Here is a 19608-nt window from a genome sequence, read left to right on the forward strand (position 1 = left end):
ATTTAGCATCAGGAACACACCTAACAGCCATGAAAAGTGCCAACAATATGACCAAATACAGCCTACGTTCTTGGGTTCTGGTACTTGCGTTAGCGCCCACAATTGTCGTGGGTATTCTACTTGGAAGTTATTTCACGATAAACCGCTTTTATGAATTGGAAGACACCTTAATTATAAAAGGCAGCAATATTGTTGAACCTTTAGCCATTGCCAGTGAGTTTGGCATTATTAATCAAGACCGCGAATCGACAAAACGCCTTCTGGCGGCATCGCAAATTAATAATGCTTCGTTAATTCACTCCATTGCGGTATTTGACGCTGAAAATCAATTATTTGTAACGTCTCATTATCATAAAGATTTTGAAACAATGCGCTTTAAAAAGCCATTAACGACACTCATAGGTACAGAACACGAAACCATTGGCGATACGCTCGTTATCCGTGTACCCATTATTTCGCATACCGGCCTTGAAAGCTCGTTGCTCAGTAGCTTAAATCGCGTTAACGATACCGAACAAAACACACAACAAAACACACAACAAAACACACAACAAAATCAGCATTTCATAAAACCTATCTTCAACAACCAGCAAGAGCAAATTCTAGGCTATATTTCCGTTCTGCTTAATAAAGAAAATGCACTACTCGAGCAACATAGAGCGGCTATAGCGGCCTTTATTATTGTGTTAATAGGCGTGCAATTTAATCTATTTTTTACATTCCGTCTGGTAAAGCATGTTAACCATCCGATTACTGAAATGGTGCGTGTGGTAGCAAAAATTCGTGAGGGTAAACTGGATACACGCCTTGAAGGTAATTTAATCGGTGAGCTTGATTTACTTAAGCGCGGTATTAATGCCATGGCGGGCTCTTTATCCGAATATCACGACGAGATGCAGCAAAATATTGACCAAGCCACATCAGACTTACGTGAAACCCTAGAGCAAATTGAAATTCAAAACGTTGAGTTAGACTTAGCCAAAAAACGTGCCTTAGAAGCAAGCCGAATTAAGTCTGAATTTTTAGCCAACATGTCGCACGAGTTACGAACACCGCTCAATGGTGTCATCGGTTTTGCAAGGCAGTTGTTAAAAACGCCTCTGCATACTAGCCAGCTGGATTACATTAAAACCATTGAACGAAGCGCCAGTAACTTACTGGGTATTATTAACGATATTCTCGACTTCTCTAAACTTGAAGCTGGCAAAATGGTACTTGAAAAAATGCCATTTGCACTGCGTGAAACACTTGCTGAAACGCTTACCATTATTGCTGGCAGCGCCCAAGAAAAGGGTCTGGAGTTGGTCATTGATATTGATAGCAATGTCCCTGAGAGTGTGAGTGGCGACTCCATGCGAGTGAGTCAAATTATTACCAACTTAGTGGGTAACGCGATTAAGTTTACCGACTCTGGCAGTGTCATCCTTAAAATTCACTTAGTCGGTCATGACGAGGACAATATTACTCTTCGATGTGAAGTTATCGATACCGGCATTGGCATCGACGAGAGCCAGCAAGAATATTTATTCCAAGCATTTGGCCAGGCAGATTCTTCTATATCACGCCGATTTGGCGGCACGGGATTAGGCTTAGTTATCACCAAGCGACTCATTAACCAAATGGGGGGCCAAATTGGCTTTACGTCTGCCCCCAATAAAGGCTCAAACTTCTGGTTTATTTTACCACTTGGGATCAGCCAATTTGAAATAGGCGAAGTCTTGCCAGTCAATGTCCTACAACATAAATCTGTGTTGCTGTATGAGCCTCGCGAGTTGTCTCGAGACACCCTTAACCGCCGATTAGTCTCTTGGCAGTTAATTTTAACCAATGTCGCAAACCCAGAAAACTTGACCTCGGTACTGCAAAGTCAAAATAGTAAATTTGATTATATTATTATGAGCTGTCATGGTTTTGTTGATAACGCCGAATTAATTCATTTATTACAGCAAGCACGTCAGCATACTGATTGCTTAGTGCTGTTGCATGACTGTGTTGATCAAGATGTGATTATTAACGTGCTTAAAGCCAATGCAGATGTCCTGCTTAACACGCCAATAAGTGACTTTACCTTAGCACGCCATTTAATATACCCACCCACGCAAGCTACATTAGTCAGCTTGCCTGAACGGCCCATTGTCGAAGACACTCACCGTATTAAGGCCTCTGTGCTAGCGGTTGACGATAATATGGCTAATTTAAAACTAATTGACACCTTATTAAAAGAATTGGTTGTCAATGTAGTGACCGCAAGCAACGGTAAAGACGCCATAAAGCAAGCTCAAGAACATGCATTCGATTTAATTTTTATGGACATTCAAATGCCCGGTACAGACGGTATTACAGCTACCCAACAAATCCGCTTCGCATCGCTTAACCGTCACACCCCTATTATTGCAGTTACGGCTCATGCGATTGCAGAAGAGCGAGAGAAAATTCTCGCCTGTGGCATGGACGGCTTCTTACCAAAACCTATCGATGAAGTATCGTTAAAAGGGGTGATTAATCGCTGGATCACCAAGCCTAAATTTACCCATTTCGACAACACCATATTAAATTGGGGTTTGTGTTTAACTCAAGCCAATCAAAAACCAGACTTAGCATTAGACATGCTAAAAATGCTGGTTAGCTCGCTTCCTGAAACAGTTGCAGCTATCGACAATGCCTTAGAAAAACGTGATTCTGCAACATTATTACAAGCAGTGCACAAACTGCATGGCGCAACATGCTATTGCGGCGTACCGACAACACAAAAACTTTGTAAAGATATCGAATCAGCCTTAAAGCATAAAATTGATATCGATGATCTTGAACCTGAAATACTAGAGTTACTTGATGAGTTAACTAAGGTAGAATCAGCTGCAAATCAAGTGATAAACCAGCTATCAGTGGATACTCCTAATGACCAGTAAACCCGGATTCTTTAAACGCCTTAAGGCGCTATCTTTACCGCAAAAACAGCTTTTTGCACTTGCCTTGTGTCAACGTATGTTACCTAATTACAAACTATTCTCTGAAGTATGTGAGTTTGGTGAGCCTCAAGTATTAAGCACCGCACTTGAGCTATTATGGCAAAGCCAATACGACAAAAAGCTTAAATTCAATATTGATGTACATTTACAACGTCTCGATGAAAACACTCCAGATCCAAGCGATTTTGAAGCTTATGGTGCCTACCCCGCGATGGATGCTGCCGTTGCTATCGCAACGTTAATGAGTGCTATCGACAGTAAAATTGAAGAAGACATTACCAATATCAGCAAATTATCATCAAGTACCGTCGCAAACTACATTGAAGCGATTAGTGATGAATCATTAATGGATGAAGAACTAGATGAGTTTGTTTTTTCGCATCCAGTAATGGAAGAAGAAAAAGAGCTTCAAGGTATGTTGCTTGATATTATCGAAGCCAACCCAGACATTAACAGCGAGTTAGTGAAAGGATTGCGTAAAGATATTATTGACGCTGGCGTATCAAACATTGGCATTAGCGAGTAATCGGTACAGGCATTAACGAGAGGCTACAAATTGATGTTTGCAGCCAAGTGAACAACTTGATACCTTAATAATAGCCTTAATAACAGCCTTAATAATAGCCTGAATAATAGCCTGAATGTTTCAGGCTATTATTCGTTATAATGAGTAGGAAGATAAAACCTCATACCTTACAATACCCCTTATAATACCGACCATTACACGCTGTGATATTGAGTTTTAAAACGTCAAAGGCCCTATGAAAAAAATTTTCTATCAAGGCTTTACCTTCACCAATCCAAACGGCAAAACCGACAATTGGACACTCGTGATTGGCAATCAAGTTCGCGTAGGCTCGTTATTTGAATTAAGACGACAAGTGCACTTTTTTACCGAACTGGGTATTTTACCTCAGCCTAAAATCGCTAAATAACGCGCATTCACAGTGTGGTGTTCTCAACATTTTGACTCCTCAGCGATAAGCCTCAACTGCGGATCTAAACGATAAATTTCTGCAATAACTTCAACTATATATCTAAGCTATAAATCTAAGCGATAAAATCAATTATCTACGTCCAACAACAAAATAGTCTTCACATATCAGTATTAATTCAATGAAAAGATGAAAAACTATCACCTTGAGCCTAAGTCTAATTGCATCGCAGCGAATAAAAGCAGTAAAGTGACAACATTATCATTTTGCTAAGGAATTGCGAGGGATGTCTAGTATTCTTACCCCGCTAATCGCTGTCTTCGCCATTATGCTGCTAGGCAGCTTAGTCCAAAAGTTGAGACTGCTTCCCGCCGACACCGATGTCGTGCTTAATCAGTTTGTATATTATGTGGCCTTCCCTGCTATTTTATTAATTGTATTAGCAGAAACACGTATTGAAGACATTGCTCAATGGGGCTTTATTGCCGGCTTTAGTTTAGCCATGGTAATCACTTATGCATTCGTTATTGCGCTGTCTCTTTGGCAAGCACCAAAGCAACAAGCCATCGCGGCAATGCGTGGATTAAACTCAACCTTTGGCAATACTGCCTTTATTGGCATCCCATTAATGAGTTTAATGTTTCCCGATAACAAAATGGCTCTCGTCGCTGCGGCCATCGCCAGTTTGTTATCAGTCATCATGTTCGCTTTTGCACTAGTGTCTATCGAACTTGCTAGCCGAAACAAACAATCCTCTGAACCAGCCATTTTAATCATGGCTAATGCACTGGGTAAAAACCCTATCGTTGTTGGCAGTGCCATTGGGATAGCATTATCGGCTTGTCATATCAGCCTCCCTAATAGCGTGTCACTGATGTTACATCAATTGGGTAATACCTCGAGCCCTTGCGCCCTGTTTGCCATTGGTATGGTATTAGTCAAAGCCTTACGTCAACAAACAGGCAGTAAGCTGTTTACAGCCAGCTTAATTGCTGAACTCAATGTGATTAACCTGTTTAAGTTGGTCATTCAACCTCTTATTGCCTACGGCTTATTAATTGCATTTGGGGTTGAGCAACAATGGTTAATAATGGGGGTGTTACTAGCCTCACTTCCTACTGCAGCAAGTGTTTACTTACTGGCAGACCGTTACCAGGTGCATGCAAATGTGAGTGCGCAAGCAATACTCTATGGCACGTTAATGACCTTTATCAGCCTGCCGATAATTGAATCTTTATTGAAAACTTACGCTTAACGTTAATTGAATTAATGATGTGTTCAATCGGCTAATGATTGAGATTGGTATAACTATCGTGCGATTCGTGATTAACAAATAGACAAAGATAATTTTCGGTCTACTACTTTACTGTATAAAAAATCAGTATATACTGTTTATCAATACAGTGGTTTGGTGGTTTCATAGACAGGAATTCATTATGCTTTGCCAACTCAGCATCAACAATTTTGCTATCGTACGTTTTTTAGAACTCGACTTTAAAGCCGGTATGACAAGCATCACCGGGGAAACCGGTGCAGGTAAATCGATTGCAATCGACGCTCTGGGTTTGTGTTTAGGCAACCGCAGTGATGCCAATACTGTGAGACCCGGCGCGAATAAAACCGAGGTCAGTGCACGCTTTACCCTGCTCGATGTGCCGTTAGCAAAACGCTGGCTTGAAGATAATGATCTCGACGCTGACGACGAATGCATTCTTCGTCGTACCATTAATAGTGATGGACGTTCTCGCGCCTACATCAACAGTAATCCCGTTCCAGTGACGCAATTAAAAGCTATAGGCCAATTATTAATTGGTATTCATGGCCAACATGCCCATCATGCGATGCTCAAAAGTGAGCATCAATTAAATCTGCTCGACAGTTACGCCAACCACAAAATATTACTTGATAACGTGAGCGCTAGTTATGTTAGGTGCAAACAAGTTGAAAATGAACTCAAGCAACTAGAACAAGCTCAGCACGAACGTATTTCACGCCAACAACTGTTGCAATATCAAGTAGAAGAGCTAAACGAATTTAACCTAGGCTTAGACGAGTTTGATGACATTGAGCAAGAACATAAACGGTTGGCAAATGGCACTGATTTAATCGAACGTTGCCAGGCTGGTTTGCACTTACTTACCGAAAGTGACGATGGCAATATTGAATCACTGTTAAATAAAGTCGCCGCCATTGCAGACACGCTTCAAGGCTATGATGAATCCCTTGCGCCTATTAGTACTATGCTTAACGATGCGTTAATCCAAGTTCAAGAAAGTGCTAGCGAAATCGAGAGTTATTTAAGCCGTCTTGAATTAGATCCTGAGCATTTTGCTTATCTTGAAAAACGCTTATCAACGGCAATGCAATTAGCACGTAAGCATCATGTAGGCCCAGATAAACTGGCTTTGCATCACCAAGCGCTAATGGCAGAGTTAGCAGAACTCGCTGGTGATGAAAATAAACTCGACGAGATAAGACTGCAATTAGATGCAAGCAGAAACGCCTATTTAGTCAATGCACAGAAACTCAGCCAAAGCCGCAATCGTTATGCTAAAGAGTTAGATAAATTAGTCACCCGCTCAATTCATGAACTTAATATGCCTAAAGGTAAATTTAGTATCGAAGTGAATCACGACCCAGCCAATATCTCAGTGAATGGCTGTGACAACATTGAATTCATGGTGACCACTAACCCAGGGCAACCTTTACAACCGATTTCCAAAGTCGCTTCAGGCGGTGAGCTATCGCGTATAGGTTTAGGTATTCAGGTGATAACCGCTAAAAAAGTCGCAACCCCAACATTAATATTTGATGAAGTTGATGTAGGTATTTCAGGCCCTACGGCATCTGTAGTCGGCAGAATGCTGCGCAGCCTTGGAGAATCAACTCAGGTGTTGTGTGTTACCCATTTACCTCAAGTTGCAGGAAATGGCCATCAACACATGTTTGTAAATAAGTTTAATAAGGCCGGCAGCACTGAAACCACCATGCAAGCACTAGATAAAGATCAACGCGTTAATGAACTGGCACGTTTACTCGGTGGAGACGTAATTACTGAAAACACCTTAGCCAACGCCCGCGAATTATTGCAATAGCGTCATGGCTTATCAAAAGCTAACCATCATGTTACCATTGTGTTAAATGGACTTTGAGGATAAAGAGTGATGATGACTTTGTTAAAAACGATAGGCGTGCTGGTTGGGTTAATAAGCAGCTTATTAGTCTTTGCCGTTGTTTGCTTAGTGGCAATCAACGCGTCTGACAGAACAAAGTCTCCAAATACATTATTAGTTGAAAGCTGGCTAAAACAGCAGCCTGTTGAGTCGAATGAAAATGGATTTACCTATGCCATGGCGTTACTCAACGCCACAAAAGAGAATCAATCGGGCCAATCAACCACGGCGCTCACTTTTAATGCTCAACAGAATAAATTAACAGCTAACTTTAAAGACGCTTGCCAACTAACAGATTGGGATACTTGTAATGCGTTTTTTAGCCACAATAGCGAAACCATTAAACGTGTAATTCATACTCATCAAGCGAATATTAAAAAATACAATACATTAATTGCTATGCCCGATTGGCAAGAAAGCGATGAGTCTTTAACAACTCAACACCTACCTCACTGGAGCCTGCTTTTTCAACTAAGGGATTTAAGCATACTTGCAGCAATAAATAGACCTGACTCAACGCCCCATAAAATCGATGTTGATGCTGCGATAGCATTCTTAAACAAAGATGCTCATTTTTGGAATAACGTTTATCACTCCTCTCGTTCGGTATTAAGTCATACTATCGCCAATAATATGCTTAAAAAACAGCTGAGTTTTGCGAGTACTTTAGTGAAAGAAAATCCAAATATCGTGACGAAAAATACTACTTGGCAATCAGCTTTTACATTGTCTCAACGTGACTTTGAGCGTATTTTTTCAGGTGAATGGCTATTTTCTCGTAATATCATGCAACAAGCGGTTACAGATGCACAAAAAAACAGCGCGCCATTTTACGAAAAATGGTTGGTGAATACTTTTGTTCATCTCATTGATGATGATAATCTTCGTTCTGAGTATTTCGTCAATGTGGTCAAAGAGCCAGTGTTAGCCAGCTCATCAACACTTAAACAGCCTGATTATTGCGGCACTGACAATAAGTTGCAGCAATTATGGCAATTACGCTATAACCCGATTGGTAAAATATTAAGTTGTACTTATTATGAAACAGATCTGAAGCTGCGCGTCGTCAACATGAATAATGAAATAGAACAGCTACGCAACAATTTAATGTTGCCTCAATAAACTTTAATATCGTTGAGTTTGTAACAATAAGCATCAAATATAAAAAAAGAGCACATAGTGCTCTTTTTTTCGATGTTTAAGGCTTCGTTATAATTTATGGCAGCGTTATAAATAATACACAGCCAACTGCACGCCGATTAATGCAAATATTCCCGCTAAGACATCATCGATCATAATCCCAAAACCACCATGAACTTTGGCATCAAGCCAGCGGATAGGCCAAGGTTTAATTATGTCAAAAAAGCGAAATAATGCGAAACCAAGTACTAACCACATAATACCGACAGGCACCGCTATCATAGTGATCATTAAACCGACCACTTCATCCCACACAATCGCACCGTGATCATGGACGCCCATGTCTTTGGCGGCTTTTCCACAAATATAAAAACCAGCAAGCATACTCAACACAGTAATTAACAAGTATTGCGTTAAGCTTAATTGTTGCATTAATAGCACTATAGGCACAGCGGCTAAGGTGCCAAAGGTACCAGGTGCTTTCGCCGCTTTTCCGCTACCAAAGCCTAATGCTAAAAAGTGAATAGGATTAGCTAAAGACAGCTTATTGACGAATTTATCTTGAGTGATAAGTTTCATAATCGGTTAACTAAAATGTTCAAAAGTTCGGGAAACAGGGACAAATGCCTTACCATCGTCGACTAATTTAAGTTTATCACCAGCACAGATTTGGCCAATTTTGACAAATTTAACCCCTGCATGGATAAGCGCAGTATCAATAGCGCCACGTTGAGACTCTGGAACAGTAAACGCTAACTCGTAATCTTCACCGCCTGTTAACGCATAACTCAGCGCGTCTTCACGATTTAAGTTGGCTTTAAGTGAAGCAGATAACGGTATTTGATTCACATCGATAATAGCACCCACTTTAGAGGCTTTTAACACATGGCCAATATCTGACATTAACCCATCAGACAAATCAATCGCACTGGTGGCTAATGTTCTTAACGCTTGGCCTGCTAATACCCTAGGGGTTGGATAATAATGACGATTAATCAGGTATTCTTTATCTTCAGTATTAACGGTTTTAGTGCCTCTTAAAATATCTAAGCCTAACGCTGAATCACCTAATGTACCAGTGACATAAATCCAATCGCCAATTTTAGCGCCGGCACGTGTCAATGCTGTGCCTTTTATCACCTGGCCATTGATGGTGATGCTAATACTGCGCGGGCCGCGAGTGGTATCGCCACCAATTAATGCTACGCCATAATATTCTGCAATTTCAAAAAGCCCTTCGCTGAAACTTGCTAACCATGATTCATCCACACTCGGCAGCGTCAAAGCCAAAGTAAACCATGCTGGCTCAGCACCCATTGCGGCGAGATCAGATAAATTTACGGCTAAAGATTTATACCCTAATGCGTGGGCTGGAATGTCGGCTAAAAAATGGACATTTTCAACGAGAGTATCGCATGAAATCGCAATTGATTTGTTTTCAGCAGGATTAACCAAAGCGCAGTCGTCGCCAATGCTAAGCGCAACATCGCGTCGTTTTTGGCCTTTATTACGAAAGTAATGTTCGATAAGTTGGAATTCTTTCACATTCAGTTTGGTGCGGTAAACCGACCACCTTAATTTAGAAACAATTAATAGAAATGAAAAACGGTATCCGAAGATACCGTTCTGGTATTACTTTTGCTTCACAATCTTATCAAGCAGACCGTTAACGAACTTGTGACTATCGTCTGCACCAAACACTTTCGCTAATTCGATACCTTCGTTAATTGCCACTTTAAACGGCACATCTTTACGGAAGGTCAACTCGTAAGTTGCCAAACGCACGATAGCTTTTTCAACTGGTGAAACATCTTCGAAATCACGATCTAAATGTGGCTTTAGCAAATCATCAATCTGTGAAGTTTTTGACGCTACACCTGATAATAATTCACGAAAATAAGCAACATCTACACCATCAGTGTTCTGCTCAGTTAAAAACTCATGTTCTACGTCAGCAACATTGTTCTTACTTAACTGCCATGAATAAATGGCTTGAACGGCTAAACGGCGGGCCTTACGGCGCTCTGAAGGTTTCATACTTTTCCTACTATTACAGCTGTTGTTCTAGTTGTTGCAGTACGTTAACCATTTCAAGTAAACCCAGTGCAGCTTCGCCGCCTTTATTACCTGCTTTAGTACCTGAACGCTCAATAGCTTGTTCAATGGTATCTGTAGTTAACACACCGAATGAAACAGGTAGGTCATATTCTAAAGCAACTTGTGCAAGACCTTTGTTACATTCACCGGCAACAAAATCAAAATGAGGAGTACCGCCACGGATCACCGCACCAAGTGCAATAATGCCGTCAAACTTGCCACTCGCAGCAACACGCTTCGCCGCTAGTGGTAATTCAACTGCGCCAGGTACACGTACAACAGTGATGTTGTCGTCACTTACCTGACCGAAACGCTTTAATGTGTCTATTGCACCATCAAGCAGACTTTCAACTAAAAAGCTATTGAATCGCGATATTACGATCGCCACTTTGGCATTTTTCGCTTCGATATTACCTTGAACTACGTTCATTCTATCTTACCTAAATTAGCTAAAGCACCCGGCTCGGGGCAAAAAGAGGCGCTATGATATCACAGCCATTAGCCCTGAGCGCTATGCAATTAATGAAATTGTTAAATTTACCACTTGCCAACATTACTCGGCAATATAGTCCGTCACTTCTAAACCAAAGCCTGACAACGAGTGGTAACGCTTTGGTGAACTTAATAGGCGCATACTCGTTACACCTAGATCGGATAAAATTTGCGAACCGACTCCCACCCGACGTGATGTTCCTTGCCACATTGCGGGCGCTGGCGATTGGCCATTATCTTCAGCTTCAAACGCTTTTACTTTTGCCAATAACTGACTTGAATGTTCATCGTTACCCAGCAGCACTAAAACGCCGCCATCTGCTGCGATACGTTCCATGGCTTTCTCTAACGGCCAACTGCGTTTTTGATCGCGCTCAGAGTGCAGTAAATCGTTGAAGGTATTTTGCAAATGAACCCGTACCAAACAGTTTGCTTTAACCTCGTCTTTAACCAAAGCATAATGCAATTGATTATCGATAGTGTCTCTAAAGGTGACCATGGTAAATTCGCCATAACGGGTCGGTAATTTACACTGTGCTTCACGTACTACGGTGGTTTCATTGGTGTTACGGTATTCAATTAAATCGGCAATAGTACCGATTTTAATGCCGTGTTTTTCGCTGAATATTTCAAGATCTGGGCGGCGCGCCATGGTGCCGTCGTCATTCAAAATTTCGACAATGACACCCGACGGCTCACAACCGGCTAATCGCGCTAAATCGCAACCGGCTTCGGTATGACCAGCGCGCGTTAACACGCCACCTTCTTGTGCCATCAACGGAAATATATGACCAGGCTGTACTAAGTCAGACGCTTTAGCATCTTTAGCCACAGCCGCTTGTACCGTTAACGCGCGGTCGTGGGCGGAGATACCTGTGGTTACACCCGTTGCCGCTTCAATCGAGACGGTAAAGTTAGTCGAAAATTGGGCGTTATTATTGGTAACCATTAGCGGTAAATTAAGCTGCTGACAACGCGCTTTGGTCATCGTTTGGCAAATAAGCCCACGGCCGTAGGTTGCCATAAAGTTGATTGCTGCTGGCGTCACTTTATCAGCGGCCATAATCAAATCACCTTCATTTTCTCTGTCTTCATCGTCCATCAAGATAACCATTTTACCTTGACGAATATCTTCAATGATTTCTTCTATGCTATGTAGCGCCATTGTCAGACCTTTATATATTAAGAGTTTGCTTCAATACTGAAGTTGTCATTCTATTTTTATTTTATAAGTTAAGTGGATACAAAAGTTAATACGCTTAACGTAAGAAACCAGACTTGGCCAATAACTCCATCGTCACACCCGATGACGACTTAGCATGGTCTGCTTCAGGCTGCATTAACCGCTCTAAATAACGAGCAATTAAATCCACCTCAATGTTAACGTTATCACCCACTTTTAAATTCACTAATGTAGTTTCACCGGCAGTGTGAGGCACGATAGTTAATCTAAAACGACTTCCATCTACTTCATTAACGGTTAAGCTCACACCATCGATAGTAATCGATCCTTTGTGAGCGATATAGCGACTCAGTGTTGCGGGTGCTTTTAACCAAAATTCTAGCGCTTTGCCTCTGTAGGCACATTGCTCAACTTTAGCAATACCATCAACATGGCCGCTGACCATGTGACCACCTAACCTTGTTGTCGCCGTAACGGCTTTTTCAAGGTTTACTTGTTGGCCTACTTGATAATAACTAAAACCGGTTAACGCCACTGTTTCAGCTGAGATGTCAGCCACATAACCGTCAGCTAAGCGCTCTACCACGGTTAAACACACACCATTAGTGGCGATACTGTCGCCTAATTTCACGTCGGTTAAATCTAATTTACCACTGGCAACGGTTAAGCGAATATCGTTACCTTTGCGATCAATTTTACGTAATGTACCAAGGGCTTCGATTATCCCAGTAAACATAATGACTCACTTTTAACGTTTATACTTTGCTGTCGCTCAGACTTTTAGCCTTGGCAACAAGCAATTAATAGGGTTTGTTATATCTGAGGATATAACGCTTATCATTGCCAATACTGCGCTCATCAATGAGTTGCAACATGGGCGTTTGTTCTATGGAAGTATAATCTGGCAATTGCAGCATATTGCGTCCATGACTGCCAAGGATCTTAGGAGCTTGGTAAAGCACAATATCATCCGCTAAATTTTGTGCTACAAATGCACCCGCTAACGTTGAACCAGCTTCGACTAACACTGAATTGGTTGTGTTGCCTAAATACGTTAACAAGGCCAACAACGGGATTCTACCTACCGAGTCACACTCTAGAACTAAAAAAGACACATGCGCTGGAAATGTCGCTTTGACTTGCTCAGGATATTCACGACACGAGACCAATAAAATCGGGCTCAGTATAGAAAATAATTGTGGCGTTGCCGTTAGTCTTGCACGGCTATCTAATATGACTCTTAGAGGCTGAAAAATGTCATTCGGGTTAAGACGAGTTGTTAACTCACCTAATAACTCAAAACGGACATTTAAACTGGGATCGTCAATTAGCACGGTTTCAACGCCAGTAATTAACGCACAGTGACTGGCTCGATACTTTTGCACATCAGCACGAGCAGCGCTGCCTGTAATCCATTTTGATACGCCATTAGATAACGCTGTTTTTCCGTCTAAACTGGCAGCCACTTTAACCGTGACCCAGGGTAAACCGGTTTTCATGCGTTTCATAAAACCCAGGTTAAGTGCATAAGCTTGCTCAGTGAGTAACCCCACATCCACTTGAATGCCGGCCTCTCTTAACATTGCAATACCACGACCAGACACTTCAGGATTGGCATCTGTCACTGCGACGACCACTCTAGCAACCTTGGCATTTATCAAGCCTAATGCACATGGCGGCGTACGCCCATAATGACTGCAAGGCTCTAATGTTACATACGCTGTTGCACCCTGCGCAGTTAATCCATTTTCATTAACCATCTTTAGGGCGTTCACTTCTGCGTGTCCCTGGCCGGCACGTTGGTGATAGCCCTCACCGATAATCTGTCCATCAGCAACAATCACACAACCGACACATGGATTGGGCCGCGTGGTATAACGGCCTCGCTCTGCCAGCATAATGGCTCGGCTCATCATTTCAATATCGACGCTAGACCCGTTAGACATGGTTATCACTCTCGTTTGATATCATGTTAAGCACACAAAATAGAATTCAAAAAATTAGCGTTTAGTCGGTGATTATTTTTGCAGCTTGGCAATCGCTTCGCCAAATTGAGAGACATCTTCAAAAGCACGATAAACCGAAGCAAAGCGAATATAAGCCACTTTATCTAAGCTCATTAATTGCTCCATCATCAGATTACCAATCATTTCAGAGTCTACTTCACGTTCACCTGTTGCGCGCAGCGTTGATTTAATCTTAGTCAGAGCTTGATCAATTTCATCAATGGATACTGGACGTTTTTCCACTGCACGCAACATACCGCCGCGCAGCTTATCTTCGTCAAACGGTTGTCTGGTGCCATCACGTTTTATCACTCTAGGCATGACTAATTCAGCACCTTCAAATGTGGTAAAACGTTCATGACATTCGGTACATTCCCGGCGACGGCGTACTTGATGGCCATCGGTCACTAATCGAGAATCGATAACTTTGGTGTCGGTCGCGCTACAAAAAGGGCAATGCATTGAACCTCCTGCAGAAAACAAAATGGCCGCTAAAATTAGCGGCCATTAAAGTTTATCCTATTTGTTGAGCAAGGTTAACCTAAACCTCAACAGCAATAGTGATTAACCGTATACAGGGAACTTAGCACATAACGCCAACACTTGGCCTTTAACGCGCTCAATAACCGCTGTGTTAGATGCATCATCTAAAATGTCGCATATCCAGGTTGTCAGCTCTTTCGCTTCAGCTTCTTTAAAGCCGCGACGCGTAATGGCTGGTGTGCCGATACGCACACCTGATGTGACAAACGGTGAGCGTGGATCATTTGGTACTGAGTTTTTGTTAACCGTAATGTTGGCACTGCCTAAAGCGGCATCGGCTTCTTTACCGGTTAAATCACGACCGATTAAATCAACCAACATTAAGTGGTTTTCAGTTCCGCCTGAAACGATTTTGTAACCGCGCGCTAAAAATACTTCAACCATGGCTTTGGCATTTTTAACCACTTGCTGCTGGTATACTTTAAACTCTGGCTCTAATGCTTCTTTAAATGCAACCGCTTTGCCCGCGATAACATGCATTAATGGGCCACCTTGACCGCCAGGGAATACCGCTGAGTTTAGCTTCTTATACAAGTCTTCATCATCAGCCGCAGAAATAATAATGCCGCCACGTGGACCCGCTAAGGTTTTATGCGTTGTTGAAGTCACAACGTGTGCATGAGGCACTGGCGTTGGATAAACACCAGCAGCGATTAAACCTGCAACGTGCGCCATATCAACAAATAAATAAGCACCGATTTTATCCGCAATTTCACGCATTTTAGCCCAGTCAACAATACCTGAGAACGCCGAGAAACCACCAATCATCATCTTCGGCTTATGTTCAACTGCTAAGCGTTCCATTTCGTCGTAGTCAATTTTGCCAGACTCGTCGATACCGTAAGGGATGATGTTATAAAGCTTGCCAGAAAAGTTAACTGGAGAACCGTGAGTTAAATGACCACCGTGAGCGAGGTTCATCCCTAGAACAGTATCACCAGGTTGTAATAACGCCATAAACACAGCGCTATTAGCTTGTGAACCTGAGTGCGGTTGCACGTTGGCGTAAGTGGCGCCAAATAATTCTTTTGCGCGTTCTATTGCTAATGTTTCAACAACATCAACATACTCGCACCCACCATAGTAACGCTTACCTGGATAACCTTCAGCATACTTGTTAGTTAACTGAGAACCTTGCGCTTCCATCACACGTGGACTGGTGTAGTTCTCAGACGCAATCAATTCAATGTGTTCTTCTTGACGACAAGTTTCATCTTCAATGGCTTTAAATAATTCTGGATCGTAATCCGCAATATTCATCGCTTTCTTCAACATGGTAGCTCCAACATCAATTTCTATATAGTAGGGTTGCGCGGTATTCTACTCTGCAACGATGATCATTCACAGTATAAACAACATGAAATTCACTGTGTTCTGAATACAAAACGATTCAAGTTAATCCGCCGAGGTGGTATTTAATCTGCTTCGCTGCACCGCAAAATTAATTCCATAATCCCCTGTTGAGTTACGCAAAGAATACAGTAGAATTATCGTCATCTTTGTTGACAACTAGACTGAATAAACATGGCTCAATTTGTATATAGCATGCTTCGCGTGGGTAAGATTGTCCCACCTAAAAAGCAAATTTTAAAAGACATTTCATTAAGCTTTTTCCCCGGCGCTAAAATTGGCGTACTGGGCTTAAACGGTTCAGGTAAATCTACTCTGCTACGCATCATGGCCGGTATTGATACCGACATTGAGGGTGAAGCACGCCCAATGCCTGGGCTTAAAATTGGTTATTTACCGCAAGAGCCGCGCTTAAATGAGCAGCAAACCGTCCGCGAAGCCATTGAAGAAGCGGTAGGCGAAGCTAAAAATGCCTTAACCCGTTTAGATGAAGTGTATGCTGCCTATGCTGAACCCGATGCAGATTTTGATGCACTGGCAAAAGAACAAGGTGAATTAGAAGCCATTATTCAATCTCAAGATGCCCATAACCTTGACCGCATTCTTGAACGTGCCGCTAATGCGCTACGTTTACCAGAATGGGACGCAAAAATTGAAGTGCTTTCTGGTGGTGAACGTCGTCGAGTCGCGATTTGCCGTTTGCTGCTTGAAAAACCAGAAATGCTATTACTTGACGAACCAACCAACCACTTAGATGCTGAGTCAGTGGCATGGTTAGAGCATTTTTTACAAGAATATAACGGCACCGTTGTGGCCATTACCCACGACCGTTACTTCTTAGATAATGCTGCTGGCTGGATTTTAGAACTTGACCGCGGCGAAGGTATTCCATGGGAAGGTAACTATTCATCATGGCTGGAGCAAAAAGATGCACGTTTACAGCAAGAGTCATCAACTGAAAGCGCTCGTCAGAAAACCATTGCTAAAGAATTAGAATGGGTTCGCCAAGGTGCTAAAGGTCGTCAATCAAAAGGTAAAGCCCGTATGGCTCGCTTTGAAGAATTGAACACCAACGATTACCAAAAGCGTAACGAAACCAACGAACTGTTTATCCCACCTGGACCTCGCCTAGGTGACAAGGTCATCGAAGTGACTAATTTAACCAAGTCATACGGTGATCGGGTGTTAATTGATGACTTAACATTCACTGTGCCTAAAGGGGCTATCGTGGGTATTATTGGTGCTAACGGTGCCGGTAAATCAACGTTATTTAGAATGATATCGGGTGCAGAACAACCAGACAGCGGTTCGATTTCTGTGGGTGAATCTGTGCAAATTGCTTCTGTTGAGCAGTTCCGTGATTCTATGGATGATAAAAATACCGTGTGGCAGGAGATTTCTGGCGGTTTAGACATCATGCGCATCAACAACACAGAAATACCAAGCCGTGCCTATGTTGGCCGCTTTAACTTCCGTGGTGGCGATCAACAAAAAATCATTGGCACCTTATCGGGCGGTGAACGTAACCGTGTTCACTTAGCCAAGCTACTGCAAGCTGGCGGCAACGTATTATTACTCGACGAACCGACCAACGACTTGGACGTTGAAACTTTGCGTGCACTAGAAGAAGCGTTATTGGAGTTCCCTGGTTGCGCTATGGTTATTTCGCATGACCGTTGGTTCCTCGACCGAATTGCAACGCATATCCTTGATTACCGTGATGAAGGTAAAGTGAACTTCTATGAAGGAAACTATACTGAATACTCAACATGGCTAAAAGAAACACTGGGTACTGATGTAGTTGAACCACACCGCTTAAAATACAAGCGCATAAGCAAATAGCCTTGGTTCTTTACAAGTAACGTTTGGTTCTTTATAAGTAACGTTAGGCACTAAAACAGAGACTTCGGTCTCTGTTTTGCTTTATCAGGTTGATTTACGTTTATATTTATGCAGTTTCAATATAAACTCGCTTCAACATCTAGAAGTGTCAAAATTTTGTCAATTTATTGTGAGCAATGCACCACAATCTGTTTGTAAAGCCAAAATAACTTCAGTATTATAAATTATTAACGGATTATTTTGCTCTTTGCTGATAACACTCAGCGCATTACAGAGTGTTGATGGTTCCAGCTTGTAGAGAAATATTATGGAGAGATCAGTGAGATACGGTTCAATTAGCCTTGCTTTATTGTGCTTATACGCAAGCAATTCGTTTGCGGCACTCGAAGTCATCACCAATTCAGAAAAACAGACACTTAATAAAATCGAAACCGAATATGATATCGATAGCCTGCTGATCAATGTGAATGACAAATTCTCTCAACTTAATAAGAAAGCTTACGACGTTGAAGGCCTAAAGAAAACTATCGCATCAGAACAGCAACGTTATGATGAACTAATCGATGGTTTGCCTCAGGCTATCCGTGCAAAATCGGCATTGCCAGATACCTACAAACAAATTGAAGAGTCTGTAATATTAGTCGATGAATTAACACTTAAAGCTGAAGAAGACAGTAAACGTCTTGAAACAGAAAAAGTAGAAATTCTGTCAGAATACGAACAAATTAATAAACAACGAACCTCAAAAAGTCAGCAGTTGTTTAAACTCAAAACTGACATTACTAACCGCTTAATTGCTGACTTATCAAAATCAAGCAGCACCCTTCCGGTTAACATTAATGGCTCAACTGAATGTTCTAAGTACCAAACGATTGCCGACTGCTTAAAAGAATCTCAAAGCAGTATTCTTAGCAATACGCGTAACGAGTCTCCATTCTTAAACGATAAAAGTGTATTACTTTCGTATGAAGTGATTGACGCGAACATGAACATGAGAGGCGATTTAAACTATAAAGTGGCCATGAAATTCAAGCCATCTTATAACAACAAAATCGACGACATGCTCAATGAAAAATTAGGCTTAAAATCAGCAATGGTCACGTTAGTCAGTAACGTACCTGCAGATTGGTTTGTTAACGGTATTAAAATTGGTACTGGTAAAAAACTGTTCCACGAAATTCCATTAGGCAAGCACGGTATTTTAGCGTCTTACCAAAACCAAGACCAATCTAGTGTAGAAAGCATTGAAGGCAATGGCGTATTCAATTACAAGTTCGCTAATGTGGCCGCCGCTAAAAAACCAGTAAGCAAACCCTCAGTTGTGGTTGCGGAAGTACCAAAAGGGATACTTAAGCCATCGGTAAAATCTACACAACAACCCGTAGTTCAAAAACCTAAAGCGAAATACACGCTGTTTTCAGACCAAACAAGCATTAAATTAAGTGATGATGATGCAAAGAAAACATCGAGCGATAAAGGCTATGAATACTTTATGGGCGTAACCCCTGCCACGAAAAAGCAAAACATTGAGTTCACTAACGAGCCTATCGAAAAGTAATTCTGTTGTGCTAGAAATATGATGGGATGACCCATTTGTAAAACCGAAAGCCATATCATTCGATATGGCTTTTTTGTGGATAACTGAGAGTAAAAGTCTCAAGTCGGCCGGTCCATCGCCAGTGAAGGATTACTTGGAAATGAGTATTTGAGCATGATGGTTTGAATCTGATTGTTTGAATATGATGGTCTGAATTTGATGGTTTGAATATGGTTATTTGAAAAAGTGCCTTGTTACAAACAAACCAAAAGCTTTACATTACTTTACGCTTATTTTTGTCCAACATAATTACAATATGTTCATATGCCAATTCACCACCA

17 protein-coding genes are annotated in these 19608 nt (G+C 41.7%); 8 read left to right on the forward strand and 9 right to left on the reverse strand.

From position 1 onward, the window contains the following. The first annotated feature begins 47 nt into the window (after nt 1-47). The 6 genes from barA (at nt 48) to AC19MX_RS02585 (ending at nt 8199) form a co-directional block, all read left to right on the forward strand. On the forward strand, nt 48-2909 hold the full coding sequence (barA, locus tag AC19MX_RS02560) for a two-component sensor histidine kinase BarA (protein ID WP_432398978.1): 2862 nt from the start codon (nt 48-50) through the stop codon (nt 2907-2909). Further along, on the forward strand, nt 2899-3495 hold the full coding sequence (locus AC19MX_RS02565; RefSeq protein ID WP_432398979.1) for a YjaG family protein: 597 nt from the start codon (nt 2899-2901) through the stop codon (nt 3493-3495). The genes barA and AC19MX_RS02565 overlap by 11 nt, the downstream gene beginning before the upstream one ends. A gap of 235 nt (nt 3496-3730) precedes the next feature. Then, complete coding sequence (locus AC19MX_RS02570) at nt 3731-3904, forward strand: DUF3319 domain-containing protein (protein WP_432398980.1); 174 nt, start codon at nt 3731-3733, stop codon at nt 3902-3904. Between the two features lie 286 nt (nt 3905-4190). Beyond that, nucleotides 4191-5159 (forward strand): AEC family transporter, encoded by a 969-nt coding sequence (locus AC19MX_RS02575; RefSeq protein WP_432398981.1) that lies wholly within the window; start codon nt 4191-4193, stop codon nt 5157-5159. Nucleotides 5160-5340: 181 nt separating this feature from the next. Further along, the gene (gene recN / locus AC19MX_RS02580; protein WP_432398982.1) at nt 5341-6999 is read left to right on the forward strand and encodes a DNA repair protein RecN; all 1659 of its coding nucleotides are present in this window, start codon (nt 5341-5343) and stop codon (nt 6997-6999) included. Between the two features lie 69 nt (nt 7000-7068). Continuing rightward, nucleotides 7069-8199: a hypothetical protein gene (locus AC19MX_RS02585; RefSeq protein ID WP_432398983.1), complete on the forward strand. Its 1131-nt coding sequence runs from the start codon at nt 7069-7071 to the stop codon at nt 8197-8199. Nucleotides 8200-8304: 105 nt separating this feature from the next. Here AC19MX_RS02585 and AC19MX_RS02590 read toward each other — a convergent pair whose 3' ends face one another. The 9 genes from AC19MX_RS02590 to glyA form a co-directional block, all read right to left on the reverse strand. Beyond that, nucleotides 8305-8796 carry a phosphatidylglycerophosphatase A family protein gene (locus AC19MX_RS02590; RefSeq protein WP_432398984.1) on the reverse strand — a complete coding sequence of 164 codons (492 nt, stop codon included), beginning with the start codon at nt 8794-8796 and terminating at the stop codon, nt 8305-8307. A 6-nt stretch (nt 8797-8802) separates the two neighbouring features. Then, nucleotides 8803-9762, reverse strand: a complete 960-nt coding sequence (thiL, locus tag AC19MX_RS02595; protein WP_432398985.1) for a thiamine-phosphate kinase — start codon at nt 9760-9762, stop codon at nt 8803-8805. An 87-nt stretch (nt 9763-9849) separates the two neighbouring features. Next, nucleotides 9850-10254 (reverse strand): transcription antitermination factor NusB, encoded by a 405-nt coding sequence (gene nusB, locus AC19MX_RS02600; RefSeq protein WP_432398986.1) that lies wholly within the window; start codon nt 10252-10254, stop codon nt 9850-9852. A gap of 13 nt (nt 10255-10267) precedes the next feature. Next, a complete protein-coding gene (ribH, locus tag AC19MX_RS02605) occupies nt 10268-10744 on the reverse strand; it encodes a 6,7-dimethyl-8-ribityllumazine synthase (protein ID WP_160053672.1) in 477 nt (158 codons plus the stop codon). Between the two features lie 123 nt (nt 10745-10867). Beyond that, nucleotides 10868-11971, reverse strand: a complete 1104-nt coding sequence (gene ribBA / locus AC19MX_RS02610; RefSeq protein ID WP_432398987.1) for a bifunctional 3,4-dihydroxy-2-butanone-4-phosphate synthase/GTP cyclohydrolase II — start codon at nt 11969-11971, stop codon at nt 10868-10870. A 94-nt stretch (nt 11972-12065) separates the two neighbouring features. Beyond that, nucleotides 12066-12725 (reverse strand): riboflavin synthase, encoded by a 660-nt coding sequence (locus AC19MX_RS02615; protein ID WP_432398989.1) that lies wholly within the window; start codon nt 12723-12725, stop codon nt 12066-12068. Between the two features lie 64 nt (nt 12726-12789). Then, nucleotides 12790-13935: a bifunctional diaminohydroxyphosphoribosylaminopyrimidine deaminase/5-amino-6-(5-phosphoribosylamino)uracil reductase RibD gene (gene ribD / locus AC19MX_RS02620; protein WP_432398990.1), complete on the reverse strand. Its 1146-nt coding sequence runs from the start codon at nt 13933-13935 to the stop codon at nt 12790-12792. A gap of 72 nt (nt 13936-14007) precedes the next feature. Further along, nucleotides 14008-14457, reverse strand: coding sequence for a transcriptional regulator NrdR (gene nrdR, locus AC19MX_RS02625; protein WP_432398991.1), 450 nt, complete (start codon nt 14455-14457; stop codon nt 14008-14010). Between the two features lie 102 nt (nt 14458-14559). Then, nucleotides 14560-15813: a serine hydroxymethyltransferase gene (glyA, locus tag AC19MX_RS02630; protein ID WP_432385522.1), complete on the reverse strand. Its 1254-nt coding sequence runs from the start codon at nt 15811-15813 to the stop codon at nt 14560-14562. Between the two features lie 249 nt (nt 15814-16062). On the opposite strand from glyA, the gene ettA reads away from it, so the two are divergent. Both ettA and AC19MX_RS02640 read left to right on the forward strand, forming a co-directional pair. Beyond that, complete coding sequence (ettA, locus tag AC19MX_RS02635; protein ID WP_432398992.1) at nt 16063-17730, forward strand: energy-dependent translational throttle protein EttA; 1668 nt, start codon at nt 16063-16065, stop codon at nt 17728-17730. Between the two features lie 319 nt (nt 17731-18049). Further along, a complete protein-coding gene (locus AC19MX_RS02640) occupies nt 18050-19288 on the forward strand; it encodes a hypothetical protein (protein WP_432398993.1) in 1239 nt (412 codons plus the stop codon). Nucleotides 19289-19608: the final 320 nt, after the last annotated feature.

It is taken from the genome of Shewanella sp. MF05956, assembly GCF_059758055.1.

Excerpts from the sequence above, each read along its gene's own strand:
- barA (WP_432398978.1), top strand. The coding sequence starts at position 48 with ATGACCAAATACAGCCTACGTTCTTGGGTTCTGGTACTTGCGTTAGCG.
- AC19MX_RS02565 (WP_432398979.1), top strand. The coding sequence starts at position 2,899 with ATGACCAGTAAACCCGGATTCTTTAAACGCCTTAAGGCGCTATCTTTA.
- AC19MX_RS02570 (WP_432398980.1), top strand. The coding sequence starts at position 3,731 with ATGAAAAAAATTTTCTATCAAGGCTTTACCTTCACCAATCCAAACGGC.
- AC19MX_RS02575 (WP_432398981.1), top strand. The coding sequence starts at position 4,191 with ATGTCTAGTATTCTTACCCCGCTAATCGCTGTCTTCGCCATTATGCTG.
- recN (WP_432398982.1), top strand. The coding sequence starts at position 5,341 with ATGCTTTGCCAACTCAGCATCAACAATTTTGCTATCGTACGTTTTTTA.
- AC19MX_RS02585 (WP_432398983.1), top strand. The coding sequence starts at position 7,069 with ATGATGACTTTGTTAAAAACGATAGGCGTGCTGGTTGGGTTAATAAGC.
- AC19MX_RS02590 (WP_432398984.1), bottom strand. The coding sequence starts at position 8,796 with ATGAAACTTATCACTCAAGATAAATTCGTCAATAAGCTGTCTTTAGCT.
- nusB (WP_432398986.1), bottom strand. The coding sequence starts at position 10,254 with ATGAAACCTTCAGAGCGCCGTAAGGCCCGCCGTTTAGCCGTTCAAGCC.
- ribH (WP_160053672.1), bottom strand. The coding sequence starts at position 10,744 with ATGAACGTAGTTCAAGGTAATATCGAAGCGAAAAATGCCAAAGTGGCG.
- ribBA (WP_432398987.1), bottom strand. The coding sequence starts at position 11,971 with ATGGCGCTACATAGCATAGAAGAAATCATTGAAGATATTCGTCAAGGT.
- AC19MX_RS02615 (WP_432398989.1), bottom strand. The coding sequence starts at position 12,725 with ATGTTTACTGGGATAATCGAAGCCCTTGGTACATTACGTAAAATTGAT.
- ribD (WP_432398990.1), bottom strand. The coding sequence starts at position 13,935 with ATGTCTAACGGGTCTAGCGTCGATATTGAAATGATGAGCCGAGCCATT.
- nrdR (WP_432398991.1), bottom strand. The coding sequence starts at position 14,457 with ATGCATTGCCCTTTTTGTAGCGCGACCGACACCAAAGTTATCGATTCT.
- glyA (WP_432385522.1), bottom strand. The coding sequence starts at position 15,813 with ATGTTGAAGAAAGCGATGAATATTGCGGATTACGATCCAGAATTATTT.
- ettA (WP_432398992.1), top strand. The coding sequence starts at position 16,063 with ATGGCTCAATTTGTATATAGCATGCTTCGCGTGGGTAAGATTGTCCCA.